This window comes from Bradyrhizobium sp. JHI2711, from assembly GCF_056156565.1.
On record NZ_JBPZPT010000013.1, the window covers coordinates 1 to 24,499 of the forward strand.

Annotated in this window: 18 protein-coding genes and 7 pseudogenes; 7 read left to right on the top strand and 18 right to left on the bottom strand. The window is 58.3% G+C overall.

Annotation, left to right across the window (positions count from 1 at the left end; translation table 11 throughout):
• Positions 1 to 126 precede the first annotated feature (126 nt).
• Positions 127 to 483, top strand: coding sequence for a DDE-type integrase/transposase/recombinase (locus ACTEK7_RS36035; RefSeq protein ID WP_463671696.1), 357 nt, complete (start codon positions 127 to 129; stop codon positions 481 to 483).
• 302 nt (positions 484 to 785) lie between these two features.
• Here the strand turns inward: ACTEK7_RS36035 and ACTEK7_RS36040 are convergent, their stop codons facing one another.
• From ACTEK7_RS36040 to ACTEK7_RS36050, 3 genes and pseudogenes are all read right to left on the bottom strand, one after another.
• The gene (locus ACTEK7_RS36040) at positions 786 to 965 is read right to left on the bottom strand and encodes a hypothetical protein (protein ID WP_225131450.1); all 180 of its coding nucleotides are present in this window, start codon (positions 963 to 965) and stop codon (positions 786 to 788) included.
• A 1,045-nt stretch (positions 966 to 2,010) separates the two neighbouring features.
• A complete protein-coding gene (locus tag ACTEK7_RS36045) occupies positions 2,011 to 3,396 on the bottom strand; it encodes an IS4 family transposase (RefSeq protein WP_225131448.1) in 1,386 nt (461 codons plus the stop codon).
• Positions 3,397 to 3,518: 122 nt separating this feature from the next.
• Positions 3,519 to 3,845, bottom strand: a pseudogene (locus ACTEK7_RS36050) (IS66 family transposase); the annotation flags it as partial.
• 968 nt (positions 3,846 to 4,813) lie between these two features.
• On the opposite strand from ACTEK7_RS36050, the pseudogene ACTEK7_RS36055 reads away from it, so the two are divergent.
• A pseudogene (locus tag ACTEK7_RS36055) lies at positions 4,814 to 5,945 on the top strand (IS3 family transposase).
• 105 nt (positions 5,946 to 6,050) lie between these two features.
• On the opposite strand, the gene ACTEK7_RS36060 reads toward ACTEK7_RS36055, so the two are convergent.
• Positions 6,051 to 7,385, bottom strand: a complete 1,335-nt coding sequence (locus ACTEK7_RS36060) for an LLM class flavin-dependent oxidoreductase (protein ID WP_225131447.1) — start codon at positions 7,383 to 7,385, stop codon at positions 6,051 to 6,053.
• A gap of 1,193 nt (positions 7,386 to 8,578) precedes the next feature.
• On the opposite strand from ACTEK7_RS36060, the gene ACTEK7_RS36065 reads away from it, so the two are divergent.
• Together ACTEK7_RS36065 and ACTEK7_RS36070 are read left to right on the top strand one after the other, a co-directional pair.
• The gene (locus ACTEK7_RS36065; RefSeq protein WP_249791745.1) at positions 8,579 to 8,968 is read left to right on the top strand and encodes an MATE family efflux transporter; all 390 of its coding nucleotides are present in this window, start codon (positions 8,579 to 8,581) and stop codon (positions 8,966 to 8,968) included.
• Positions 8,932 to 9,237 carry a hypothetical protein gene (locus tag ACTEK7_RS36070; protein ID WP_225131445.1) on the top strand — a complete coding sequence of 102 codons (306 nt, stop codon included), beginning with the start codon at positions 8,932 to 8,934 and terminating at the stop codon, positions 9,235 to 9,237. Before ACTEK7_RS36065 ends, ACTEK7_RS36070 begins: the two co-directional genes overlap by 37 nt.
• Positions 9,238 to 9,564: 327 nt before the next feature.
• Here the strand turns inward: ACTEK7_RS36070 and ACTEK7_RS36075 are convergent, their stop codons facing one another.
• Positions 9,565 to 11,076, bottom strand: a complete 1,512-nt coding sequence (locus ACTEK7_RS36075) for a porin (RefSeq protein ID WP_225131443.1) — start codon at positions 11,074 to 11,076, stop codon at positions 9,565 to 9,567.
• A 508-nt stretch (positions 11,077 to 11,584) separates the two neighbouring features.
• Between ACTEK7_RS36075 and ACTEK7_RS36080 the strand changes: the two are divergent.
• Positions 11,585 to 12,028: pseudogene (locus tag ACTEK7_RS36080) on the top strand (transposase); the annotation flags it as partial.
• A gap of 75 nt (positions 12,029 to 12,103) precedes the next feature.
• Here ACTEK7_RS36080 and ACTEK7_RS36085 read toward each other — a convergent pair.
• The 3 genes and pseudogenes from ACTEK7_RS36085 to ACTEK7_RS36095 form a co-directional block, all read right to left on the bottom strand.
• Positions 12,104 to 12,568: a group II intron maturase-specific domain-containing protein gene (locus ACTEK7_RS36085; protein WP_474810790.1), complete on the bottom strand. Its 465-nt coding sequence runs from the start codon at positions 12,566 to 12,568 to the stop codon at positions 12,104 to 12,106.
• A pseudogene (locus ACTEK7_RS36090) lies at positions 12,554 to 12,781 on the bottom strand (reverse transcriptase domain-containing protein); the annotation flags it as partial. The pseudogene ACTEK7_RS36090 and the gene ACTEK7_RS36085, both read right to left, overlap by 15 nt.
• Positions 12,678 to 13,358: a reverse transcriptase domain-containing protein gene (locus ACTEK7_RS36095; protein WP_474810783.1), complete on the bottom strand. Its 681-nt coding sequence runs from the start codon at positions 13,356 to 13,358 to the stop codon at positions 12,678 to 12,680. The gene ACTEK7_RS36095 and the pseudogene ACTEK7_RS36090, both read right to left, overlap by 104 nt.
• 564 nt (positions 13,359 to 13,922) lie before the next feature.
• Here ACTEK7_RS36095 and ACTEK7_RS36100 point away from each other — a divergent pair.
• Positions 13,923 to 14,537, top strand: a pseudogene (locus tag ACTEK7_RS36100) (transposase family protein); the annotation flags it as partial.
• On the opposite strand, the pseudogene ACTEK7_RS36105 reads toward ACTEK7_RS36100, so the two are convergent.
• From ACTEK7_RS36105 to tnpA, 3 genes and pseudogenes are all read right to left on the bottom strand, one after another.
• A pseudogene (locus tag ACTEK7_RS36105) lies at positions 14,537 to 14,848 on the bottom strand (transposase domain-containing protein); the annotation flags it as partial. The pseudogenes ACTEK7_RS36100 and ACTEK7_RS36105 overlap by 1 nt on opposite strands.
• Positions 14,849 to 14,918: 70 nt before the next feature.
• The gene (tnpB, locus tag ACTEK7_RS36110; protein WP_249789237.1) at positions 14,919 to 15,347 is read right to left on the bottom strand and encodes an IS66 family insertion sequence element accessory protein TnpB; all 429 of its coding nucleotides are present in this window, start codon (positions 15,345 to 15,347) and stop codon (positions 14,919 to 14,921) included.
• Positions 15,262 to 15,657 carry an IS66-like element accessory protein TnpA gene (gene tnpA, locus ACTEK7_RS36115; RefSeq protein WP_463671694.1) on the bottom strand — a complete coding sequence of 132 codons (396 nt, stop codon included), beginning with the start codon at positions 15,655 to 15,657 and terminating at the stop codon, positions 15,262 to 15,264. Before tnpA ends, tnpB begins: the two co-directional genes overlap by 86 nt.
• Positions 15,658 to 15,762: 105 nt before the next feature.
• Between tnpA and ACTEK7_RS36120 the strand changes: the two are divergent.
• Positions 15,763 to 15,926: pseudogene (locus tag ACTEK7_RS36120) on the top strand (IS66 family transposase); the annotation flags it as partial.
• A 421-nt stretch (positions 15,927 to 16,347) separates the two neighbouring features.
• On the opposite strand, the gene ACTEK7_RS36125 reads toward ACTEK7_RS36120, so the two are convergent.
• The 7 genes from ACTEK7_RS36125 to ACTEK7_RS36155 all read right to left on the bottom strand — a co-directional run bounded on the left by ACTEK7_RS36125 (position 16,348) and on the right by ACTEK7_RS36155 (position 24,486).
• Positions 16,348 to 17,169 (bottom strand): Crp/Fnr family transcriptional regulator, encoded by an 822-nt coding sequence (locus ACTEK7_RS36125; RefSeq protein ID WP_225131206.1) that lies wholly within the window; start codon positions 17,167 to 17,169, stop codon positions 16,348 to 16,350.
• Between the two features lie 345 nt (positions 17,170 to 17,514).
• The gene (locus ACTEK7_RS36130; protein ID WP_225131208.1) at positions 17,515 to 18,306 is read right to left on the bottom strand and encodes an ABC transporter permease; all 792 of its coding nucleotides are present in this window, start codon (positions 18,304 to 18,306) and stop codon (positions 17,515 to 17,517) included.
• Positions 18,303 to 19,145 carry an ABC transporter permease gene (locus ACTEK7_RS36135; protein ID WP_225131210.1) on the bottom strand — a complete coding sequence of 281 codons (843 nt, stop codon included), beginning with the start codon at positions 19,143 to 19,145 and terminating at the stop codon, positions 18,303 to 18,305. Before ACTEK7_RS36135 ends, ACTEK7_RS36130 begins: the two co-directional genes overlap by 4 nt.
• Positions 19,146 to 19,213: 68 nt before the next feature.
• Positions 19,214 to 20,326: an ABC transporter ATP-binding protein gene (locus ACTEK7_RS36140; RefSeq protein ID WP_463671695.1), complete on the bottom strand. Its 1,113-nt coding sequence runs from the start codon at positions 20,324 to 20,326 to the stop codon at positions 19,214 to 19,216.
• Between the two features lie 81 nt (positions 20,327 to 20,407).
• A complete protein-coding gene (locus ACTEK7_RS36145; RefSeq protein WP_225131215.1) occupies positions 20,408 to 21,523 on the bottom strand; it encodes an ABC transporter substrate-binding protein in 1,116 nt (371 codons plus the stop codon).
• Between the two features lie 1,231 nt (positions 21,524 to 22,754).
• Positions 22,755 to 23,138, bottom strand: coding sequence for a cupin domain-containing protein (locus ACTEK7_RS36150; RefSeq protein WP_225148736.1), 384 nt, complete (start codon positions 23,136 to 23,138; stop codon positions 22,755 to 22,757).
• Positions 23,139 to 23,244: 106 nt separating this feature from the next.
• On the bottom strand, positions 23,245 to 24,486 hold the full coding sequence (locus ACTEK7_RS36155) for a Rid family hydrolase (protein ID WP_225131217.1): 1,242 nt from the start codon (positions 24,484 to 24,486) through the stop codon (positions 23,245 to 23,247).
• Between the last annotated feature and the right edge of the window lie 13 nt (positions 24,487 to 24,499).

Consider the following 24,499-nt stretch of genomic DNA (forward strand, 5'->3'; position numbering starts at 1 on the left):
CCGTCTCGGCGGCTGGGACGGCTACCCATCGTCCAAGCCGCCGGGCCCGATCACCTTCAAAAACGGCCTCGAATACTTCCACGCCGTCTCAGCAGGATGGAGCCTCAGAGATATGTGCATGCCCTAGTGCGGACGCAGGGACGTGGGGTCAGCCGGGGCCGGATCGAACTGCTGATGCGGCGGCATGGCATTCGGGCGATCACGGCGCCGCCACGTCGGGTCCGCACCACCGACAGTCGCCATGCTCTGCCGATTGCGGCGAACCTGCTCGCGCGCGACTTCACCGCCGCAGCCCCAAATCGGATCTGGCTGGCTGATATCACCTACATCCCGACCGCGGAGGGCTGCTTGCATCTGGCCGCCGTCATGGACCTCTTCAGCCGCAGGATCGTCGGTTGGGCGATGCAGGATCACATGCGGGTCAAACTCGTCTCCTCCGCGCTAACAATCGCGGTCCGCCAGCAGCGGCCCGCTCCGGATTGATCCATCATTCCGACAGTACGCTTCACACATCTATCGCAGCCGCGGGCCTTCCCGCATCGATGAGCCGCAGGGCCGAATGCGTCGACAATGCCCCGATGGAGAGCTTCCTCCACACCCTCAAGACCGAGCTCGTTCATCATCGTCAGCATAAGACCCGCACCTACGCCCAACGCGATATCTTCGCCTTCATCGAGGGCTCTACAATCGCACCAGGCTCCATTCATCGGATATATCCCTCCGATCGAGATGGAGCTAAAAGCCGCTTAAACCCTTCCACTTTTTCGGGGGAAGATCAGATCTCGTCAGGAAGACAGCTTTCTGCCACGCACACGTTGCGCGGCGTCTAAAAGAATGGGTTTTCTCATTGATAGTGGGCCTTCATCTTTCCAGTAGATCTGGCTTTCACTTAACCTATCCGCCCATTCGAGGACCTCCTGCCAGTTGAGGTATGCATAAGCCTCCGAGCAGTTCGTCTTCTTCATTGAATGCTCCTTTGTGCGCATCTGCGATGATGTCGTGGTGACTGAAGGCGTAACGCCTGCTCCAAATTTGTTCACTTAGCCGTAAGCAAGACGGCGAAGCCGTCCGGAAGGGAGGCAGGTGCTCCGAGCTGACTCAGCTTCAGTTTCTGCCCGGCAGCATGCACTGCGTTCTGATGGGCATCTGACATGTGCGCAATGCGATCGAGCAGAGGAAGAGCTTCCTTCCACTGTAATTGGCCGTAAAGGGGAGAAGCTGCGAGCATGGATGGTGAAAAAAGAGAGCACGCGGCGGGTCTCACGATGTGAAGTGCACTTGGTCTTTCGAGCGCGCCTGCACTCACACGCAGCAAGCCGCGCGAGATGGCTGAACACTAAAGGGCGGGCTTCGCTGTAACATCTGGTTGTCCCCACGTTGATTTGCAAGACATGCGAGGTCTGCCGCCCAGTTGCGGGTACAACACGGAGGCTTGGTAACATCAAGCCAATCGGTGGTCCTGCACATACGTCAAACGCAGCTCGATCTCTCTTGCATTAAAAGGACTAAACCACCGAATGTGCGACCCGGGCAGCTACCAGACTGGATAGTCCGGAGCACGACGCGCGCGAGATGAGACACGCAACTGCGACGGTAGCGACGAAGGAATATCAAGTCGCTTAGGTACCTCTCAGCGAGGGCAATCGTCGCCGGTTCGGCACGTTAGTTTGCCACCATTAGGAATCCGGATGAACAGGCGTCTGATCCAGTTAGCGTCATAGCCACGGTCGGCAAGCAGCATTGCCCAGATTTCAAACGAGACAACAGTCTTCCGGCAAGTTCGGCGTCGCGTGTCCCGTCGGGGCTCAAGCCAGACGCACCGGCTACAGAACCCCATGCTGGGCGGCGGCGATCAAGGTGAGACCTCTCATCCTGATTGTCGCGCCATACCATGCTGATGCACGCGGACAAGCGTACCCATTCGGCGTAGCTTACGATTACCCACATCTTTGAGTCAGAGCTTCGCTCCCGTTGCGATATCAATGAATCGCGATAGTCCGCGCCACATGATCAGATTCCCTGGTGGCGGATCGTTGGCGCGGGCGAGATAGCCGCCGAGCCTGGCGATCTTGATGAGATAATGCGACAATGTCTTTCGTTGGGTGCTGACTGGATTTTTGTCTTTGACGAGCCGATCAAGCAATTAGCTTTGGTCAACCCAAATTCCGGTGAGACATTTGGCGCTGAACGATTGAGCATCGTCATCCAAAAAATGCGCCAGCTCACAATGCAGAACACCGAGATCAGATTCGTCAATCGCTGAGCAGTCCGCAGTTGCGAGTCCTCTGCCCTACAGCCGGATTTGAGTATCTTGTGGAAGACCTCGATCTTGCATCGCAAGGAATACCAATCGAGCTTCTCGATCGCATCGCCGCGCGATTGCACCGGAAGATCGGTCAGGAGTTTCCATTCAATTTTCTTTCTGTTCTTTGGCGCTCCTCTTTCATCAGCGTGGATCACTGTCAAAGTCAAAGCTGGATACCGCGACTGCTTGCCTATCGGTGGCAAAATACGGATTTTACGATACCGGATTTCAAGAACAGCCTGGTCTGGATTGCCCTTACTATCCTGGACTTCGATCCGGTGGAGACCTTTGACCGCGACCTCGTCCATTATCGTTGCAACGGTATGATCGCCATCGCCTGCCAGGCGATTGACACAGGTCCTTACCAAGAAATGCGTTCCAACCTCTTGGGCGGCGCAAAACAATTCATAAATATCGGCCTCACGATCACCGATATGGATGCACTTCGATGGCTTCTCAAAAAGCTCCGTGGATTGCTTGAGGTTTTCCAGCCACCGAATGCTCTCCTTGGTTTCAATGGGGATCCGTGTCAGGTTGACCTCGCGCCTGAGCGCAGCGACCCCTCTGAATTTCTTTCTGGTCCAGAACTTCACGGCGCTGAGCCCCAGTGGAAGCCCCTCAAGGGTCACCGCAAGGCTCGAATGCATCAATATTCCGCATGTCGTGTACGTTTGGGGTTTTCCGTCCAATCTTCGAGAGTTGCTTTTGGGGATGCGCTTAATCATCCCGATCAGATCCGGGCGCTCCCTTTGATAGGTGAATTCGGTCGTATCATGCAGAACAAGAACAGGCCCTTTCGCAGCCGCGATGCGTTCCCGCGTCGATTTAAAATGACCAGACAGGATGTCGGCCTCGCTTACTCGTTCATTGGAGAAGAAACGATAGGCCGCCTTGGTATTCGCGCAGTCTTGGCAAACCATCGGAATGCTCTGTCCGATGTCTCCACCAATCTGCTTCAGCAGCATGCGAAATCTCTCGCCAAGTCGAGCGTCCTGGAATTCGCACAGCGCAGCTTCACGATCAAACCAACTCACCGCGTCAGACGCCAAACGATGGGCGTTCTCATCCCGGGCGCGTGAAGTCAGTCCCATAGAGCACCTCTTCTCGAATCAGGTGCCCATCAAAGAATCACAAGTGATTCTGGCGACTCAAGTTTTTCGGCTCAGTGCACCTCAAAAAATGTGGGTAATCGTAAGCTTCACCGGGGGCTTACCTTGCGGGTAACTCCCGGGAACGTCGTCGTCTGCGCCGCGGCCCGACCCGCCGCAAGCTCGTCCTCGGTGGAGGCGGCTTCCAGATCTGCGAACTTCAGCGCCACCTGCTCGATCAGCCGCGCCGAACGTTCCGACTGTTGCCCATAGATCTGATGCTCAGCCGGGCGATCTTAGCTTCTGCTGTGGGATCAGCGTCTCGTCTTCCGACGCTTTCGAGCGAGCGACCGCGAGCTCAGCGGCGACCTTCAAACCCTTCGCGCGATCGGCTCCCAGCGCCTCTCTCAGGTTGCGACGTCACCCGCATCGGCGTCGCGGTCGGCATCTATGCGACACAGTGAATCACAGATTAGATGCGTTGGAACTCCCAAAATACTTTGCGGCCGCCAGCTCAAGTGCGGATTCCGCCAATCGATCCCTTCCAGCATATAGGCCCATCTTCGCAAGTGTGTTCCTGATCTGAGGACGCAGAAGATGCCATTGAAGACAGAGGAACGCCACGCGGCTTGTTCGCCAGCAATCGGCTCGATGACAGTCCGTTAATAGTGGGCGATTTCGCTTGCGCTTGTTCGAGCCTTCAGTTTGAAAGCCGGAATCACAGTGGTTCGGCCAAACGCAGCGCTCGCCGCCGGCCCCGGCGCGGCGCTGATGGGCAGAAGCAACATCAATTCTCCCACATTCTCATAAACTGCTAAACATGACGTGCTGGCAACGTTCTCCTCAAGGCATGCATTCACCATTAACATGCATCGCACATTGAAGGCACGATACAAAGTTTACGTGCGACTCTTTGCAAATTGGCTAGCCGCAGAACTAAACGCAGTCAAGCTTGCGCTGTATCCATCCGAAGATGCGATCATCTGAGACCACGAAAACTTTCCACTTCCCCGAACTCTGTCGAGATCGTACGCGGCAGAACCAACTGGAGGTCCACTCGCACGGTCGCACCAGCAGCCTTTAGTTCGATCGCCTCCGATGTGCAACGATACGGTTTCCACCGTTACCTTTCGGCCATCCTCAGTAAGCATAGTCGAGCCCTGCGATCAGCTGAAAATGGCTAGAAAGAAACGAGGGTACGAGCGCACGTTGGATTCGAGTGACGCGGCGAGGATGCGCACCTACCACGGCTTCTTGCAACGTGAACAACCAAGCGACCGTTTACAACTCAGTGAAATGCAGCTAGCGGACTGTTTCCCGAACGACACAACTGAGAGCTGGCTCCGGGAATCTGGACAGGGCGATAGGTGGAGTTTCTGCCTGACGGCGGGCAAGATTGTCCCGCGAATCAGGAGAGACGATGAGCAGACGAGCCCGCCGGCAGCACGCACCGGCATTCAAGGCCAAGGTGGCGTTAGCGGCGATCAAGGGCGAGATGACGCTGGCCCAGCTGGCTGAGCATTTCGACGTGCATCCGAACCAGATCACGCAGTGGAAGTCTCAGCTTCAGGAAGCGGCGGCCGAGGTATTTGGTCCTGGCGATGGCAACAGAACGAGCGAGCCCGCGGTGGACGTGAAAATGCTGCACGCCAAGATCGGGGAGCTGACGCTTGAGAACGATTTTTTAGAAGGCGCGCTCAGCAAAGCCGGCCTGCTGAGCGCAAAGCGATGATCGACCGTGAGCACGACCTGCCGATCACGAAACAGGCGGAAGTTTTGAAGATCAGCCGTGGCAGTGTCTATTATCTACCACGTCCGGTGTCGCCCGCCGACCTCGCGATCATGCAACGGCTTGACCGGCTGCATTTGGAGTTTCCTTTCGCCGGTTCGCGAATGCTGCGAGACCTGCTGGCTGCCGAGGGGTGCAAGATCGGCCGCCGGCATGTCAAAACGCTGATGCGGCGGATGGGGATAGAGGCGCTCTACCGCCGGCCGCGTACCACCAAGCCCGAACCCGGGCACAAGATCTATTCGTATCTGCTGCACGGGATGGAGATCACACGCTCGAACCAGGTCTGGGCGATGGGCATCACCTACATCCCGATGGCGCGCGGCTTCGTCTATCTCGCGGTGGTTCTCGACTGGTTCAGCCGCCGGGTGCTGTCGTGGCGCGTCTCGATTACGATGGAAGCCGCATTCTGCGTCGAGACGCTGGAGGACGCTCTCGCTCGCCACGGCAAGCCGGACATCTTCAACACCGACCAAGGCTCGCAGTTCACGGGCGCCGCTTTCACCGGCGTGCTCGCCAGTCATGGCATATCAGCATGGACGGCCGGGGCGCCTGGCGCGACAACGTGTTCGTCGAGCGGCTGTGGCGCAGCGTCAAATGCGAAGAGGTCTATCTGCGCGCCTACGACACCGTCTCCGACGCCCGCGCCTCAATCGGCCGATACCTCGCCTTTTACAATGGCCGGCGTCCCCACTCGAGCCTTGACCGGGGTACCCCGGATCAAGCTTACTTCAGCCCGCTGCCGTTCCGCGCGGCAGCTTAACTCGGCAGAAGCTCCACTTATCGACGCGGAATTGCTGTTCAGACAACCGATGCCAGCTCTCTGCTCCAGATGCGCATACCGAGAGTTGGCTGAGTTGGTAGCTGTTTACTGGGCGAACTGATTCGCTGGTCGCTCGAGGCCGAGATTCTCTCTTAGGGTTTTTCCGAAGTATTTCGATCGGAATTTCCCTCGCCGACGCAATTCAGGAACTACCAGGTCAACAAAGTCTCTCAGACCGCCAGGCGCAGTCGCTGGTAACACATTAAATCCGTCAGCCGCGTGTTGATCAAACGTATCTACCATGGCGTCAGCAATTTCCTCCGGCGTTCCAACAACCATGAGATGTCCTTTGCTGTCTGATATCAATTGGATCAGTTGTCTCCAGGTAAATTTCTGACGTGCGGCAACGTCGACGAGCAGCTTCTGACGACTCTGGATGGAATTCGTCCCCGGCAAAGTCTCAGGGACCAACGCGTCAAGATTCACCGAACGTAGATCGGTGACTGAGCCTAACCAAAGATCGGCCGCCCCAACTTGAACGTCAATGTGCGTGGTCGCCCTTAACCTTTGAAGTTTCTCAGAGGCTTCTTGCTTAGTTTTTCCAACTATCGGAACAATGCCCGGCATGATTACCACTTGATCCTCATTCCGCCCGAGTGCCCGCGCTTTTTGCTTGAGACCTGCGTAGAATCGCTTACCGTTCTCAAGAGATGGCTCGGCGGTGAACACGACTTCGGCAACTTCGGCAGCGAAGGCTATACCTGTATTGGACGCGCCAGCCTGAACCAACACGGGATACCCTTGCCGGGGCCTTGCAATGTTCAAGGGCCCTCTCACCGAAAAATAGTTTCCCCGATGATTGAGCACATGTAGCTTCGTAGTATCAGCGTAAATACCAGTTTGCCTGTCGCGAACGAAAGCATCGTCCTGCCAAGTGTCCCAAAGGCCTTTGACTATCTCCACGAACTCGCTCGCTCGAGCGTAACGCTTGTCGTGATCTGGCAGTCGCTCTTCACCAAAATTGTGAGCTTCGGGAGCCATGGCGGAGGTAACAATGTTCCAGGCTGCGCGCCCTTTCGATAGATGGTCAAGTGATGCGAACATTCGCGCAAGATTGTACGGTTGATAGTAAGTGGTCGTCGCTGTCGCAACAAGACCGATGTCCCGAGTTCGGGATGAAAGGGCCGACAACAGCGTAATCGGCTCGAGGCCATCGTTACGACCTACACGTGACATGGTTGCGTGACCATCTATTATGCCTTGATGATCAGCGACAAATACGAAGTGAAAAGCGGCACTTTCGGCGAGTCGTGCAAGTTCTTCATAACGCTCGACATCCCCTACTCCACTGAGGGGTACGCTTGGATCGAGCCAAGCGCCTTCATGGTATCCCGCCCGAGTGAGATACAGTCCGAGCTTCATTTCCTCGTCGGCCCGCATGCGTTGTCTCCCTTCATTGCCTGTTCTAGCGTGATGCATTGAACTGTTTGAACTCAATCTCGACCTTTCGCCGTTCCTCGATGTCGATAGAGTGACGCAAGCACTCGCTACAGCTCCACTCGTATGAGCAAGCCCCGAACTCAAGCGGAGCGCCGCAAAGAAATGCATCCACTTTGTTCGCAATTCCGTGAGAAAGGGCCCTAGAGGAGAGAAATACCGCTTAGTTCACGCAGTGTTTTTGTCGTAAATTCACCCTACATAAGAATTGACGAGAACAGACCTACCAAGTGTGAGGGCGTCCTAGTCTAGTGCAGTGCCGCGCCTCTAGACGCGCATTGCTCAAAATTGCAATGTATCAATCTATTTTCTGCTTCGCGGCACTCGGGAACGAGCACCAGGTCACACGAGAACATGACCTTCGCGGTGATTCCAGCCGGTTGATCGCAACATGTGATCGGGCTTGAGCAAGCGTTGTCAGATAGATTCCCGAACAATTGCGATCGATCCCAGCCCGGGCCCCAACCCAGGTAGATACCACCAATGTTAATAGTTGATATTGTTCGCGGAGCGGCATCGGATGCCCAAAGATCGCAGCGATGATCACTGGCATTGTCGTCCTTCAGTACGCGCTGGCGTCGGACGCAGGCTCGACTGACGAATGCCGGCACGCTCTCATTGCTCGGTTGGAAGCCATATCTTCGCCAGGTGATCGACCAGCTGAGCAATAGTCTGCCGTCGCTCCAAATCGGTGAGCGCTATTTCGGCGCGGAAGCATTGAAACGCAGGAGCCAAGCGACGGAGTATAAAGCGAGCAGTCGCTACACGCAGGCTCGGAAGAGCTTCAAACCGGTGGGGCGCTCTAAGCTCTGACGCGCACCGGCCAGTTCTGAAGCGCCCTCCTCGATCGGAGTGGCAAAGAGGGTTCGTCTCGATGATAGAGGGCATCTTTGATAAAGGCTTCCAGAGATAAGATAGCTGAAACAAAACCGACCCCGCATTCTCCACTCGGAGTTAGGAGACAGGCAACAGACGTTCATGAGCTTACTGACGAGCTGCGCGAACTTGCAAGATTCGCGCTGCCGATAATCCTGACGCAGGTTGGGCAGATCGCAATGATGACGACTGATCTCGCCCTAATCGGTCGCATTAGCAGCTAGGCACTCGCAGCGGCGGCACTGGCGGACAGGGTCTATCTGGTTAGCTTCACCTTTGGCGCAGGCCTCCTGGCGGCGGTCGCCCCCCTAGCGGCTCAGGCGTTTGGGGCAGGCAATCTACTTGCGATCCGAGGTACGGTACGCACGCGCTTATGGATGGCGTTGCTGCTTTCGCTTCCGATCACAGCCCTCGCATTGTGCGGAGAACAACTGCTGCTCGCCTTTAAGCGGCCTCCCAACGCGGCGCGTCTCGCCCAGCAATACCTTCTCGGGATCGTATGGGGCATTGCACCGGCGTTTTGCTTTCAGGTGCTCCGTAGCTTCATGAGCGCGGTCGCGGCGATCCCCGTAAATGCCGGCTTAGTTTATCTACTGATCTATGCGACTACCGCATGTTTGAACGTCTTTGGCACTTCGACTGGCCGTTGATGCGTCAGCTGCTGGTGATCGGGATACCGATCTCAGTTGGTTCAATGATAGGAAATGGCCTGTTCGTGGCCGCGGCGCTTTTGGCCGGCCTGATTAGCACCAGCGCGCTCGCTGCCCATCAGATCGCTGTTCAAGTCGATGTTATCCTATTGGTGTTTCTTTCGGTATCAGCATGGCTGCGGCCATACGCGTCGGCCACGCGGTCGGCCGTAACGACGGATCCGGCGTCAAGCGTGCCGGTCTGGCAGCGCTTTTACTCGGCATGGTGACCATCGCAACTTTTTACGATTGCGGTATTTGCCGCGCGTGTTGAGATCGCCGAACTGTTTTTAGCCGAATCGGGCGGCGACGCCGATGAAGCGATTGAACTAGCTGCCAAACTCCTCTTGGTTGGAGCGAGCTTCTTTCCCGCGCGACGAAACTGATAGGCTGGTGGTGCTGACTCGCGAATTTGTCACGAGTGGCTGCGAAGCGGTCATCTCGTTTCACGTCGGAGTGAGAAAAGGCCTCCGGCGGGCATGCCGGAGGCCTTCTTGGAGGTTAACACATAGATGAGCAACAGCGCGTCTTTTCTCCTTCCGTTAGTTAATAGAGAATTAGAAATTGCGCTGAGCTCGGACCACTAGCGTGAACGCATTCTGGTCCTTCAGCTCATACGTAGTACCCGGCTTGGCAATCGAATTCTGCACCGGCAAAGTGACCGTGCTTCCGCTTGCGTACTTCTGGTCCAGCATCGTGTACGCGAGTTCGGCTGAGAAGGTCAGGCCCTTGACCGGAGTCCAACCCGTCCTTGTACCGACAGTGGCGAAGTTGAAATCGGGGTTGCAGCCAGCAAGGCCTGTCGAGAGCGCAAGACCTGGAACGACAGCACCGCAGATATAACCCTTGGCCGTACCGTTGTAGCGCACAGCAGACCAGGACCCGAAGACGCTGCTGGCCCACTGCGGGTCCCAGTTGTGGGTGTAACCGCCGTTGAAGCCGAATGTCGTAGTCAGCTCCTGGCCGGATCCCGGCACAAACACCGAGTCAGACACACCAGCGAGCCCGACGCTCTGGTACGCACCCGCGAGACCCGTGCTTCCGTACATCGCGTAACTGGGCGCATTCGTGTAGTCGTGGAAGTTGTAACGGCTCGCACCCTTCGTATACACAGCTGTCATGTTGATCGTATCGCCGGCACCGGTCGGAATGTTCTTGATCGACAATGCCAGCTGACCGGCCCCGCCCCACTTATCATCCGGATGGCCAGTGAGCTCGGTCGCGCCATAGTAAGCAACATGGTTATTGTGCGCTGCGACCGAGGCTTTGAAATAACCCCAACTCTGGTCAACAGTAACGGATCCGATGAGGTCTGGAGCCCTCGCCCCCCCGAAATCGTTAGCGCCGTACGCACCGGCAGCAAGGCCTCCAACTGACGCGGCGCTCACGTTCCAGACAGCGAGCTGGTTGCGGGAAACCTGATCCTCGGCCGACAACGAGGCCGAGATGCCTTGCCCGAAATCAAATGTATAGGCGATCTGGTTCACGGGATCCCAACCGCCAGCACCTGTTAGCTCGAAGGATTGCGCCGCATATTGGCCCCAAGGAGTACTGAACTGAGACGTCGCTTTGCCGAACGTGAAGCCAGCGAATTGAATGAACGCGTAATAGAGACCGGGGGTACCCTGAGCGACCTGATTACCAATCCCCGTCGTATACGTCGTGCCGCCCGCCCCGTTACCGCTATAGGCACCCCCTGTATAGGTCCAAGCCAGCTCGGCGAACGTACGGAGCACGCCGTACTCGGTCGCTGTACGCGTGTCGATCGAGAGATCTTGGCGGACGCGCGCGCTGTAATATTCGCTCAGGCGGTTGTGCGCGCCACCCACACCACTGTCCGGCGCTGCATAATGGTAGCTCGTGTTGAATGTCGTTTCAGCGCGCAGGTAGCCACCCAACTTGATGCACGTGTCAGTGCCCGGAATGTAATAGAAGCCGGCGCCATACAGAGAGCAGACCTTGACATACTCGATCGCCTTGGCCTTGACAGGAAGATCAGCCGCCTGCGCCACACCCAAGGTGATCAGACCCGCCGCCGAACCGAGAAATAGGCTCTTAGCCATCCTCATAAAAGACCTCCAATTGTTTCACGTGAAGAGTGGCCGCTCACCCCAGAACTTGGCCATCTTCGCCCCCAATCATTCGCGATCGACAGGGCCTTCCCGAACGTCGGCTGCTAGATTTACCGCTGACGTCGCGGCGCGGACCATTCCGCCGCTCGCAAATCTACGTTGACAGATTGCGTTCGATATCGGCGTGAAAACTTAGTACAAAACGTACGAACGCATCGGCGCTCTCGGTCAGAGTGCTCTAATCGCGTCAGAACCGTACGAATGGTACTAAAGATGAAGTTCAAGGTACGTTATGTACGAACTACGACTCTGTCGGTCGGTTAACTCGCATATCAAGTCGTCCGTGAAGAATGCGAATTGACCTGAGAAATAAGCAGAATTGGTCTTGATGTAGTATTCGATTTTGCAGGAAAGCGGGGTATTGGACCTCGCTTTCTTGCGTTTTGAGTTTTGCTTTTAGTTGATTCGTGATTCTCTGACGGCGTCGTCGACATTGGGGATTGCGATGAGCAAGCCGCGGGATGATCGCCAGAAAGACCTGTGCTTCCGGCGCTTGATCAGATCATCGACATGGGTCATCCGCTGGTGCGGTTGGCAGCGCTGATCGACTGGAACATCCTGAATGAGTGCTTCAGTTCGGTGTGCCAAGCAGGGTCGGGACAGCCGGGCTTGCCGACGCGGCTAGTCGCCGGCCTGTTCATTTTGAAGCACATGCACAACCTGTCAGATGAGGTGCTGTGCGCTCGCTGGATCGAGAACCCCTATTGCCAATACTTCTGCGGCGAGCTGAGCTTCCGCCACCGCCTGCCGTTCGATCGATCGATCGTCGATGACGCGCTGGCGGCAGCGGCTCGGCGAGGAGCAGCTCGTTGCGCTAATCCAAGAAAGTCTGTCGGGGGCGCACAAGACAGGCGCCCTCGGCCCAAAGGACCTGGAGCGCGTGGTGGTCGGTCGAGTAGCCCCGGGGAATTGCACCCCGAGGCTCTCACGAAACCGGACGTGAACCTCTCGATTCATCCGGCTTCTATCTTCCAGCCGCAGGTCGAATGCCGACTCGCCACAAATAGAGGAGGTTCGGATCGCGCTGTGCGAGCCGTCCCAACCAATATACTGAGGCGACTTTCCGGCCTTTCAACCGCTTGTATTTCCGCCTCGTCCAACGGGCGAGCGCGTCGTTAATGTGACGAAGGACATTGACACATTCCGTCCGGTAAAACCGTCCGTAATAGTTCAGCCATCCTTGCACGACAGGATCAATCAGCTTGGCGAGTTCTTCAAGACTCCAGTGGTTTCGCGTCGAACCCAGTCGCCATGAGCGAATGGTTTGTCGGATTCCTTTGGCAGCCTTGTTGCTGATTGCCGGGAGGAAGTTGAGGAACTTCTCGCCCTTTCGATCGCGAGCGCTGCGCGGCTGGAAGGTGTAGCCAAGGAAGTCGAACGAGATGTGTTCGCATTCCTTTCTCCGTTTATTATCTTTGCAGTAGACGATCCGGGTTTTCTCCGGGTGGAGCTCCAGACCGCATTCCGCAAGACGTTTCCGGATCGCCTCCATCACGATTCGAGCCTCGCTTTCAGTTCTGCAATGGACTATCGCATCGTCAGCGTATCTTTCGAAACACAAACAAGGGAAGGTCCGCTGCATCCAGTGATCGAATGCGTAGTGCAGAACCAAATTTGCGAGCAGCGGTGAAACCACCGAACCCTGAGGGGTTCCGCGTGTTCTCTCCACAGGGATTCCGTCTTCTTTCTCCACGGGAGCTTGCAGCCACCGCTTTACCGTAGAGACGAATCCAACTCAGTTCCGTGTGGTGGGCGACGGCCTTTTCGATCAGGTGCCAAGGAATCGAGTCGAAGAACGACTTGATATCAAGGTCGATAACCCAGTCGAATTTCCAGCAACGCTTTCGCGCTGTCCCCACTGCGTCAAGCGCCGAACGGCCGGGCCGATAGCCGTAGGAGTCCGGATGGAATATTCGTTCCATCGTCGGCTCCATCACCATCTTTGCAACCGTCTGAGCCACGCGGTCAGCTATAGAGGGTATTCCTAACGGACGCTTCCCTCCATTAGCCTTGGGAATTTCCACGAGACGGACGGGAGGCGGAAAGTATGTCCCCGACGACATTCGATTCCAGATCTTGTAGAGGTTTCTCTTCAAGTCCTTTTCGAATTCCTCGATGGAGACCCCGTCCACACCCGCTGACCCGCGGTTCGCTTTCACCTGTTTCCAAGCTTCCCAAACGAGATGTTTGGGGATCTGATACGACTTTGCCTCAGTCATCGGCTCCTCCCGTTTCCGGTTGGCTTGTGACTTTGGCTGGAAGATCGGGTCCCTTCGCTCCGCCCGTATTACCGGGCCTCATCACTATTACGAACCCGTCCGCCCCTGCGTCGCGCATTGGTACTCTGCCCTCGGCGGGTCCGCCGCCTTTGGGGTCTCCCTTGGCATCGCGACGCAGGTTCCCATGTTCCGCGCAAGAGCCTGCCATCGGGATCGCGCCGCCTCTACACCGGTTGCCGCCCGGCCAATACACAGGCTCTCGCCGCGCTTGATCCCAGGAGGTGGTATCGCCCCTGGTTTCGACAACATCTGAACTGTACTTTCGATGCATCATCGGCGGTTTACTTGCGTTCGTCTTCCCGTGGCTCACCTGACAGGCTGATTGCCCGCCTTTTCCAGCAACGCTCACCACCTCAGCCATTGAGCTAAAGCAGCTTGTGGCGGTTTGGACTCTGATCCTGCAATCCGAGTCCGAGGGGCCTGCCCTCATCTCTTGCGCAGCAAGGCTGCTCGGAAGATGGTCTACATACTCAACCTCCTTCTTCGCGCCGTCATGGCGCACATACCACGGTGCAGCCCAAGGCGGTCGCGCATCCGACTGACGCGCGGCTGCTGCATCGAGCAATCATCAAGCTGGTCGGGCTCGCCAAGCGCAACCGTGTGCCGCTACGCCAGAGCTATTTGCGCTTGGCCAAGCGCGCCGCCATCATGACCGGCCGCTATACCCACGCCCACCAGTTCAAACGCGCCCGGCGGCAGCTCAAGTTCCTGCGGACACGGCTTGGCCGGATCATCCGCGACGTCCGCCGCAAGATTGATGGCGATACGGTACTGGAAGCTCGCTTCGGCCCGTTGCTGGGTTTAGCGCAGCAGGTGCGCAGCCAGGATCAGCATCAGCGCGGTCCGAAGGTCTATGCGTTACATGCTCCGGAGGTTGAGTGCATCGGCAAGGGTAAAGCCCGCGCCCCCTACGAGTTCGGCTGTAAGGTCAGCATCGCCACCCCTGTGACGTCTCCGAAGGGCGGCCAGTTCGTGCTCCATGCCAAGGCGCTGCATGGCAATCCCTTCGATGGGCACACGCTCGGTCCCGTAATCGCCGACATGGAGAAGCTCACCGGGGTGGAGGCTCGCGGTATCCACGTCGACAAAGGATATCGCGGTCACAACCACCCGCAGCGCACCGTCGTCGTCTTCGCCACGGCTCGTTCGGCCGCCAGTTCGTCCTCGGTGGCGTCGGCTTCCAGCTCTTCGAACGTCAGCGCCAACTGCTCCATCAGCCGCGCCGAACGTTCCGACCGTTGCCCATAGATCTGATGTTTCAGCTTGGCGATCTGCAACTGCTGCTGGGCGATCAGCGCTTCGTCTTCCGACGCTTTCGCGCGGGCGACCGCGAGCTCGGCGGCTATCTCCAAACCCTTCGCGCGCTCGACCGCCAGCGCCTCCTTCAGGACGGCAATGTCATCCGGAACAGCGTCGCGGTCGGCATCCATGCGACGCAGTGAATCACAGATTGGACGCGATGGGACTCCCGAAAATGGCAGCAACCGCAGATTTCTTCGCTCAGCCCACACTTTGCGGCCGCCAGCTTAGTTGCGGATTCCGCCAGTCGATGCCCTCCAGCATATAAGCCATCTGCGCCGCTGAGATCGATACCGCGCCGGCCGACGCCGACGGCCAGATGAACTTGCCACGATCAAGGCGCTTGGCGTAGAGCGACATGCCCAGCCCGTCGTGCCAAAGAATCTTGACGAGGTCACCGCGGCGGCCCCGGAAGATATAGAGTTCGCCGGCATGGGATCGCGCTTCAAGCTCTCTTGAACCGTAAGAGCCAGGCTTTGCATGCCGCGACGCATGTCGGTGTGGCCAGTGGCGATCCAAACCCTGACGCCGCTCGGAATCGGGATCATCGTCGCCGCAGCAGCTCAAGTACTCGCTGCAGGGCCTCGCCGTCCACGTCACGGTCAACGCGAACGCGACAGCCGCCGCCAAGCTCGATTTCAATGATTCCAGCCCTTGCGCGCTGCGCAGGCGGTGAAGCCACTGGTTGTGGCGCCTCGCTCGAGATCGGAGCCGCCACGGGCGTGATCTCGACGGGAATGAGAGCTAGCACGGCATCACCGCCCAGTCGACCCTGGCGCGCTTGTCGACGCCAGGTGAACAGCAGGCTGTGAGCCACCCCGTGCCGGCGCGCGACGCCGCAGACCGTCTCGCCAGCCTGCAAGGTCTCTTCGACAAGGCGAACCTTCTCGTCGTAACTCCATCGCCGCCGACGCTCGGCGCCCAACACATTGACTTGCATTCGCCACGTGACCTTAACGCTAGATTTAAGGTCAAATTCTTGGGCCGCCTCTCAAACGACACAAGGCGGCCGCCGCCGGAGGGATACTCTTCTTTGCCATGCCGACAAGAGAATGCGCGGCGCAAGGGCGCCGGAAAGAAGGAAATCCTGCTCTCTCCGATTGCGATCGAGGTCGTGAGGCGGATTGATGCGCTGTTCGAGATTGAACGCTCCATAATGGCAAGAGCCCCGAAGGGCGTCTGAGCGTGCGACAGACGCTGAGCCGCCCCCAGCGGCGCGCATGTGCGATGCCTCGGAAAAGGTCGGAAGGAACGATGCACCTACTGACAAGCGAAAAACGAACACGCGGCTTGTAAGACATAGGCGTCGCGCCATGCGCACGCCGGAAGACGCGAAGCGCATTGGCGACGATGATTTGCCCTCTGAAAAGTCAATCGTATTGTATACTGTACGAATACATTGCGAACCCAAGCCGCTTGGGCGATCGCAATGAGCTGCACCTTGCGTTGCGTGGGAGGCGCCGCTTCAGCATTGTCGTCACGGCGCAAAACTCTGGATAATCGCCCCACACTCTGGAGTACCGGCAACGCGGAGCACTCCGTGTCGAACCGAACACGCGACACGCGGGTCGGCATACTCTCGCTAGAAATAGTAGCCCACACCCAACGTCGCGCCGTTCGTCACCTGGCGCTATGGGTTGGTGGCTGACATTGCGGGTTCGGTTGAGGCGTAGGCGGCTGAAATAAGCTTGTAACAACCGCATGCCCTTTGCTCGAGGCACGAACGTTCTTCAATCCGCAGCACGCCGCGAGTTTTGCGGATCAGTTTTTGTTCTTCGAATCGGATTAGGGTTTCCGTTACCCCAGCGCGGCGCAGTGCCAAGACGGAAGAAAGGTAATCATGCGTAACCGGAAGCACATTAGCATCGAGGGCATCACTCGCCAAACACAGCCAGCACGCGAGCCGTTTCTCCCGATCGTGGCGCACGCCGCACAACCCGCTCTGAGCGCAATGCAAGTCCAACGCATGGACGTACCGGAGAAGATGTTCTCGAATTTCAGAGTGATCATGCATCACGCGTCGCAGATCCTCGACACCAATTCTGTGCGCGCTGCCCGGAAAAAGTACAACAGATTGATGAGTCGCAAGATGCGGTCCGAATAAGAGCGAAGCGCCGATAGCTCCGCAGTGTCCTATCACCGCTGTTTCAAGAACGCTTCCGGCGGCAACTATTCTGAGCGAGACAAGTCCGGACTCTATAAAATAGACATGATCGAGTGGCCTTTTCGGCTCTTGCAGCACCATCCGCTCTTTTAAAACAATCGGCTCGAGGAATTCTCCTATTGCCGCGAGCTCTTGAAGCGAAATCCTCGCCAGAATCTCGTTTTTGAGAAAGCGCCGTGCACTAGAGCGGACGGCACCGGGCCAACGATGTGCATCAGAGGTCCGCGTGAGAACCGCAGCGCTGCGCCCATCAAGCGCGTCGAGGACGGCAAGAACTTGGTCGGCCATGCTGCGGTCCGCCTCTTTGTTAGGAAGATTACTAAGTCAACCGGTTCGACCTTCACGAACTATTGATTCTCAGTCTAGCGAGACGGCACTCCCTCTTCGTGCAATGAGACGCCTTTCGACGAAGAAATCCTGCGACAGAACAGCCTCCGTCGATTCATTCCGACGAACCCCGGTCGCACATACCTGCACCCATCTCCTGGCATATCGTTACTAGAGAGGGAGCTCAGTACATTTTTTGCGTGAGCAACGCTGCTACGCCATGCTGGAACAACCGGCCATGGCAGCATAACTTAAACCAATGGCCTCCGGCAAACCCGGGCCGGTTCACATGTCCTCGCCCATTCTTCAGACAGTTCGCAGTTGCTCGGTGCGCTTGCGCAGAATGTGAGCGCTTGCAAGTAGCGATGCCGTCAGAACAACCGTGATAGTCGACACGGCCGCTATCGTAGGCTCAATCTGGAAGCGAAGATCGTCCCACATGCGGCGTGGCAACGTGACGGCACCTGATCCTGACAGAAACAGGGACACGACCACTTCATCGAATGAGGTGATGAACGCGAACAGCCCGCCGACAAGGATGCCTGGCCGGATCAGCGGCAACGTTATTTGCCAGAACGTACTGCTTGGCGTCGCGCCGAGGCTCAACGCTGCCTGCTCAAGTCTAGGATCGATGCCGGATAGGCTGGCGCTTACGCTGGTGACGACAAACGGCACAGCAAGGCAGGTGTGCGCCAGCATGATCGCCGCCGGCGTGCCGACCAGCCCGTAGCGGGAGAAAGCGTAGTAGATGCCGATCGCAACAACTATCACGGGCACGATCAGTGGCGACAGGATGAGGCCGGCCGCGAGGACCCGAAGCGCCCGCGGCAAGCGGGTGATGCCGACCGCGGCGAGCGTGCCGAGCGTCGTCGACAGCCCCACCACGGCTGTCGCCACCCAGAGGCTGATCCAAGTTGCGCGCAGCCAGTCGACGCTGCCAAAGTAGACGATGTACCATCTGAATCCAAAGCCGGGTGGTGGGAAAGTGAGGTAGTTCGCCGACGAGAAGGACAGGACGAAAACCACTATGATCGGAAAGGCGAGGAACAGCAGGATCAGGCCGACTATCAACGTAGGCAAGAGGCGGAAGGCAGTCATTGGAGGTTCATCCTGAAGGCGCTGCCCACCCCGGGCAGGAGCTGTACAAGGGCGATCAGGCCGAGCGCGGTCGCGAGCAGCACGGTAGATAGCGTCGCCGCATATCCCCAATTGAGCTGGTCGACCTCGTTGGCGATTAGCATCGAGAGGGTGATCTCGCGCGCGTCGCCCACCATGGCGGGCGTAATGTAGAACCCGAGCGCCAGCACGAACACCAGCAGTACGCCGACGGCCACGCCCGGCATGGACAGGGGCAAGATGACCTCTCGGAAGGTGTTCCATGGCGTGGCGCCCAGGCCCGAGGCGGCGAGCGCCAGTGAGGGGTCGATCTGTCGCAGGGCGTTCGCGATCGGCAGGATCATGTACGGCAGCATGATGTGCGTCATAGCGATTTCGGTTGCGAAGGTCGTGTTGAGTAGCCGGATCGGTTCTTCAACCAAACCAAGCGCCAGTAAGGCTTCATTGATCAGACCATGCCGGCCCAGCAGCACCATCCAGGCGTAACTGCGCACCAGCACCGACGTCCAGAACGGCAGCAGGATCACGATCAGAATGAGAGGTGCACTCGAGCGCGCGCGTGACAACGCAAGCGCCACCGGATAAGCCAGCACGAGCGTGCTGAGCGTGACCGAAAACGACGTGCTGAGCGTGATCCAGAAGACCTTGAGGAAGATGACGTCACCCAGCAGCGCCGCATAGTGATCCAGAGACCAGCTAGGATCGTTGAGGCTGCGCAGCAGCATCGATACGACGGGTACGGCATAGAACACCACCATGTAGACCAGCAGCGGCGCGGCAAGCAGCAGCGGAATGATGCATGAGCGCGCACGATTCCACACAGACAATTCTCTTTGGCTTACCGAACGGGCTGAGAATAGTGTTGTGATCGCCTCAGACATAGCTCGCCCTACACAAGGATCGTGTCCGCGACCGACCAAGCAATTTCTGCGCGCTGGCCAACGGCTCGGCGGCGTATGGCCGCACTCGATGCTTCCTTAAGTACTAGAATGGTCCGGTCGTCGGACTTCAGCTGGTAGCGGCAGCGCTCGCCAGCGAACACGGCTTCGGTCACGGTAACACTCATGCGGTTGACGTCTGGTCCGGGTGCGACAAGCCCGTCGGCGAAACGCAAACGCTCGGGCCGGATGGTCAGAGCGACTTCAGCGCCGATTGTCGGACGCAGTGAAGTCACGGCCCGCACCAACACGTCTTCGCACTTGGCCACGACGACGCCGTTCTCCAAACCGCATACGACGGCCGGCAAGAAGTTGGACTGGCCGATGAAGCCCGCCACAAAGCGATTGTTGGGGCGGTCGTAGAGATCCTCCGGACGCCCGATCTGCGCCACTTTGCCATCGTTCATGACGGCGATGCGGTCGGACATGGTGAGCGCCTCGTCCTGATCGTGCGTGACCAAGATGCAGGTGACGCCTAGTTCAGCGTGCAGGCGTCGCATCTCGGACTGCAGATTTTCGCGCAGCTGCTTGTCGAGTGCACCCAGCGGCTCGTCCATCAAAAGCAGCCGCGGCTTGAACACAATCGCCCGCGCTACCGCCACACGCTGCTGCTGACCGCCGGAGAGCTGACGCGGATAGCGCCCGCCATAGTCCGGCAGGTGCACCAACTCGAGTGCCTCCCCCACCAGCCTAGCTCGCTCCGCCTTCGGGACACCGCGCTGCTTCAGCGGAAATCCGATATTTTCGGCTACGGTCAGGTGCGGGAAGAGGGCATAATTTTGGAATACCATGCCGATGTTGCGGCGATAGGGTGGCATGGCGACCACCGAGACCCCGTCAATGGAGATGTCGCCTGCGTTGGGATTCTGAAAGCCCGCGATCATCATGAGCGTCGTGGTCTTGCCCGAGCCGCTAGGGCCCAACAAAGTGAGGAATTCGCCGGAACGAACGTCGATGGACACGCCGGCCACGGCCGCGACACCTCCATAACTCTTCTTCAGATCGGTCAGCGACACCGACGCGCCGCGCATACAACTGCCGTCCTGAGGCAAAGTCAAAGGCATTAACTCACGCTCCATAGAATCTAATAGCTTTTGGGTTTGGCCCTAAGCCCCTCGACACGCTCGGGACGGGCAATCGGCGCATCAGCCCAGCATCCACTTGGTGAACTTGGCTCGAGCCATCTCGCGGTTGTCGGTCCACCAGTCGAAGTCGTAGGGCACGAGTTGCTTCTTGATGTCCGGCGCACTCGGCAGCACCTTTAGGCGCTCGGGTGGGATGTACTTGTTGGACCCTTCGTTGACCGAGCCGTAGGGAATCGCGAGCGCGAAGCGCGCCTGCGGGATCGCCATGGTCGAATAGGCCACGAATTTCATGGCATTCACCTTATTCTTGGCGCCCTTGAGGATGCCCCAAGCATCGCGCATGGCCAGTCCTTGATTCCAGCAAATCGCCACAGGTAGGCCTTGCTCCTGCAACGCCGCCATGCGACCGTTCCAAACCGTGGTCATGACAACCTCCCGGTCCGTCAGCATCTGCGGCGGCTGGGCGCCAGTCTCCCACCACTTGACCACGCTCTTCCTGATCTTGTCGTAGCTTGCCAGTGCCTTGTCGACGTCGAGCGGATAGAGCTTGTCGGCCGGCACCCCGGCTGCCATCAGCGCGCATTCCATCTCGGGATTCATACCAGCCCCGATGCCGTACATGGCCCGATCGCCCGGGAACTTCTTGGTGTCCCAGAAATCCTCCCAGTTTGCAGGTGCGGCACCATTGAACGCGTCGGTGCGGTAGGCCATCACGTTGGCCCACACCAGCATATCCACCCCATATTCGAAGCGGTACTCTTTGCCCACGCCGTCATCGATCAGCGAGTAGTCGATCCTCTCGAAATAGTCGCCGGTCTTCGTCAGCCTCATGATCCCGCTGCGGCTGGTGTGTATGAGATCCCATTCGAGATTGCCCGTATCGACCATCGCCTTGACTTTGGTTGTATCAGCGCTGGGAAACGCGCGAACCTGAATGCCTGTCGCTCTCTCGAATGGCTCGAAATATGCCTTCTGCTGTGCCTCATGCGCCGTGCCACCGTAGTTGGCGACGCGGAGTTCTCCCGAGCCCTTGAGGACATCCGGGACCGTCGTCTGCTCGGGCCAGGCCGGTTGGGCATCTGCCGAGCGGATGATGAAAGGTGTCGCGAGTCCGGCGGTGATCAGGCCGACAGCGCGGCGGCGATTGAGAAGCAGTCGAGAGCGGTCTTTGCGCATGGGCTCGTCCCTCATGAAGTAAAGAAGGTTGTGGCGAAAGTGCTTGTATCGTAGTCAATGCGTATCAGGCTGAGGTCCTGCACCGCCGCATTAGCCCGCTCCATCTCAGGGATGCGCGGCGACTCACGTCGGGCATGGATGAGGTAGTCGCCCTCGCCCATTGCTTCACAGACTCGCCCATGCGCGCGGCGCCCCCGGTCGGATGCACCTCACGAATCAAATTAAGTGAGATTGTCTTGGTATTCCCCCTGCCATTTGGATTGTTTTTTGGAGAGCGCTGAACGCCATCTCGCGCCAAGACTATCAATGCGGGAACAATTGAACAGACGTTTTCTTCGATGCCCTAAATCATTGAGGAATATCGAGCTATGTTTTCTAAAACGAACAACGCAAACGACTGTGCCCTGCGCTTAAAGTACACAAACTTGGTTTTTAGAGCGTGATGGCATTAAGTTCGATAGCCTGAGGTAGTTGGCTCATTCCTCGGAGGTGAAAGCTTCCAGTGCGTGACCGATCGCGGCGCAGACCGCGTCTCGATGAACCATGGCGCATCGATGCGGTCGTGACGCAGGGCCGCCAGGGAGGTCATGGTCTTCCAGCGGCGCCGTGGAGAACCTTGGCCGGAAGTCTGTGCCGCGCGGAGCCCCCGCAGCGGACCCACGTCGGGCCGGGTCCAATCTCGTCGATGAGGGCCGGCCGCTCAGCTTCGACGCGACCTTGATACTTCGCCCGCTAAGCCCAGACTGCGTGCTCTACCGAAACCGCCCTCGGCTTGTGACCGCCCATCCGGCCAGGAGCTCCTCGACCCGCTGCATCCAGCCGACCGATAGCAATACTGATCGCTACCCCAAAACTGCTTGGCGGCCCGATTGCGCGACATCCGCCCTCAACGAGTGACTGCACTCGGCCTCACTTGCCGAGCTATCGCATCGACCAGACCGAGTTGACGCCTGCGCTACCGCCTTGAATCCAGCGCGGCCCTCGCACTGCGTTGACGGTCTCGACTGCAAGGCTCTTGACGAGGCACTTCGCCAATAGCTGTGGTCACGCTGCATCCCAAGCTGTCGACATGCGAATTTTCACGGCCACTTATGGATCAACGCACAGCGGGATCCTGGGGCCGCAGGCGTGAAGAACCGCGTACAGACCAGTGTACGCGCCACTACTGTGGTGGCCTACCTGAGATTATCAGCGACAATACAGAGCAGATCGACTTCCAAAAGAGATTGGCTCAATCGTGCACGAACATAGTGATCAGCGGATCGGAGCCGACCTGACGTGTCGAGTGCCCATGCACTTTCTCATTGAAAGTCGCGCCGGCGGGCAGCGTGTCGGCCGCGTAAAAGCAATCGCCAGGTTTGAAAACGCGCGAGCTCCCATCCTGCAGAGTGATCTCCATTTGCCCTCTAAGAATGAAGACCCATAACGGGCTGCTGGAGCAATGAAAGCTCCAGGCAAAACCCACGGGACTCTGGCGGACCTGATAACCGCTGCACGGAAGTCGTGCCGACAGCTGCATTTGCGACGTGCCTTCGGAGAGATCTATCGTTTCTTCGCGAAAGCGCGCGCGGCCGTCCTTGTCGGTGAACAGGATAATCTTCGTGAAGGCCTTCATGCTTTCCTCGTGATGACTTGGTTAATTATTATGCGCAACGAATGACTGGTAAGGCCCACGATCATCGCTGGCAGCAGGTCGCGTAGCCCAGCGGATCGAAGCACCCTCAACCTTGCGCCACGCCCCAAATCTCCACAGTGGTGTTGGGGCTGTGCATCATGGGCTTTGGTACGAGCGTCATGGGCGGAAGCGCGCCACCCACGCAATCGGCGAGAGTCTTGGCAAAAGCCATCGTTTCGGCCTCAGTACCCGTCGAGGTGAAGTAGCAGACCATAAGCTTCAAATCCGCAGGCCTCCGGCCGAAGGGGCGGAGGAGGTCTTCGATATAGCTCATGGTGAAGCGGGTCTGCGGTATGAGCTGGCCTTCCATAACACACCCACCCGTGTTGCTGTAGGGACGCAAGGGCACCTGTCCACCGAGCCACACAGTATCGCGCAATCGGATGGCTTGGCGGTACGGCCAACCGTGAAAGCCCGCAGGGATCGCCCAGTCCCACACGCGCTTGGGCCAATGGTCCTCGCGCGGGATGTATTTGTCGCGGCCGTTCCACAGTTCGCGCATGGCCATAACTTCGACCTTGGTCAGGGCGCCCTTTGGATTAAGACGGTGGCAGGGAACCACAGTACCGGCCGGCCCAGGCTCGCGAAAGTGGGTCGCCCGCGCCTTGGCGAGCGGCGCCCAGTCCTCGCGCTTTGTGCCGAAATAATAACCCTCCAGCTTGACGCAGTCTTGGAAAGAGGCGCCGAGCGCAGCCAGCGTCTCCGCGTGCCTCTCCATGATGAAGTGGCTCTGGGCCACGCCGTCGTCCGGATGGCGCACAACGCCGTCGGTGTCCTCCGCCGTGCGGTTGGCAACTGCGATGAACTCGCCCGCGCGCAAGCCCGCGGTAATCGCTCGGTCGCCGAACAGCGCCTGCCTCTGCGGTGGCACCGGTCGCGGCACCGCCCGGACATCGGAGTGCGTCCGCCACCCGCGCTGAGCGATGGCCTGTATCTGGATCGTCTGGCCGGAAAACGGCTGCAAGGGTTCAGGCACCGTGCTGATGGCCGGCATGGGGTCTGCCTTGAAGAAGCGGGCCAGTGCCGCGATCACCTCCCAATCATCGCAATCAGCAGTGTAATGCGCTTTGAGTCGGACCACGTCGTCAAGCGTGCAGGATTCGCTGGCGAGCGCCTCCGCCATGTTGGTCACCGCGCCCTCGATCTGCTTGTTGAGGTCGCCCGGATTGAGAATCCGTCCGGCTGTATCGAAGTCAGCCGCGCCGCCGACGAAGCTCAACGCGCCCGCGCTGGCGGACAGATTATGGGTGTCCGCGATCGGCAGATGCCAGATGGTCGATGCAGTCATGTCGTCCCTCATT

Excerpts from the sequence above, each read along its gene's own strand:
- ACTEK7_RS36040 (WP_225131450.1), bottom strand. The coding sequence starts at position 965 with ATGAAGAAGACGAACTGCTCGGAGGCTTATGCATACCTCAACTGGCAG.
- ACTEK7_RS36045 (WP_225131448.1), bottom strand. The coding sequence starts at position 3,396 with ATGGGACTGACTTCACGCGCCCGGGATGAGAACGCCCATCGTTTGGCG.
- ACTEK7_RS36060 (WP_225131447.1), bottom strand. The coding sequence starts at position 7,385 with ATGCGGGCCGACGAGGAAATGAAGCTCGGACTGTATCTCACTCGGGCG.
- ACTEK7_RS36070 (WP_225131445.1), top strand. The coding sequence starts at position 8,932 with ATGTTTGAACGTCTTTGGCACTTCGACTGGCCGTTGATGCGTCAGCTG.
- ACTEK7_RS36075 (WP_225131443.1), bottom strand. The coding sequence starts at position 11,076 with ATGAGGATGGCTAAGAGCCTATTTCTCGGTTCGGCGGCGGGTCTGATC.
- ACTEK7_RS36095 (WP_474810783.1), bottom strand. The coding sequence starts at position 13,358 with ATGACTGAGGCAAAGTCGTATCAGATCCCCAAACATCTCGTTTGGGAA.
- tnpA (WP_463671694.1), bottom strand. The coding sequence starts at position 15,657 with ATGCAAGTCAATGTGTTGGGCGCCGAGCGTCGGCGGCGATGGAGTTAC.
- ACTEK7_RS36125 (WP_225131206.1), bottom strand. The coding sequence starts at position 17,169 with ATGGCCGACCAAGTTCTTGCCGTCCTCGACGCGCTTGATGGGCGCAGC.
- ACTEK7_RS36130 (WP_225131208.1), bottom strand. The coding sequence starts at position 18,306 with ATGACTGCCTTCCGCCTCTTGCCTACGTTGATAGTCGGCCTGATCCTG.
- ACTEK7_RS36140 (WP_463671695.1), bottom strand. The coding sequence starts at position 20,326 with ATGCCTTTGACTTTGCCTCAGGACGGCAGTTGTATGCGCGGCGCGTCG.
- ACTEK7_RS36145 (WP_225131215.1), bottom strand. The coding sequence starts at position 21,523 with ATGCGCAAAGACCGCTCTCGACTGCTTCTCAATCGCCGCCGCGCTGTC.
- ACTEK7_RS36150 (WP_225148736.1), bottom strand. The coding sequence starts at position 23,138 with ATGAAGGCCTTCACGAAGATTATCCTGTTCACCGACAAGGACGGCCGC.
- ACTEK7_RS36155 (WP_225131217.1), bottom strand. The coding sequence starts at position 24,486 with ATGACTGCATCGACCATCTGGCATCTGCCGATCGCGGACACCCATAAT.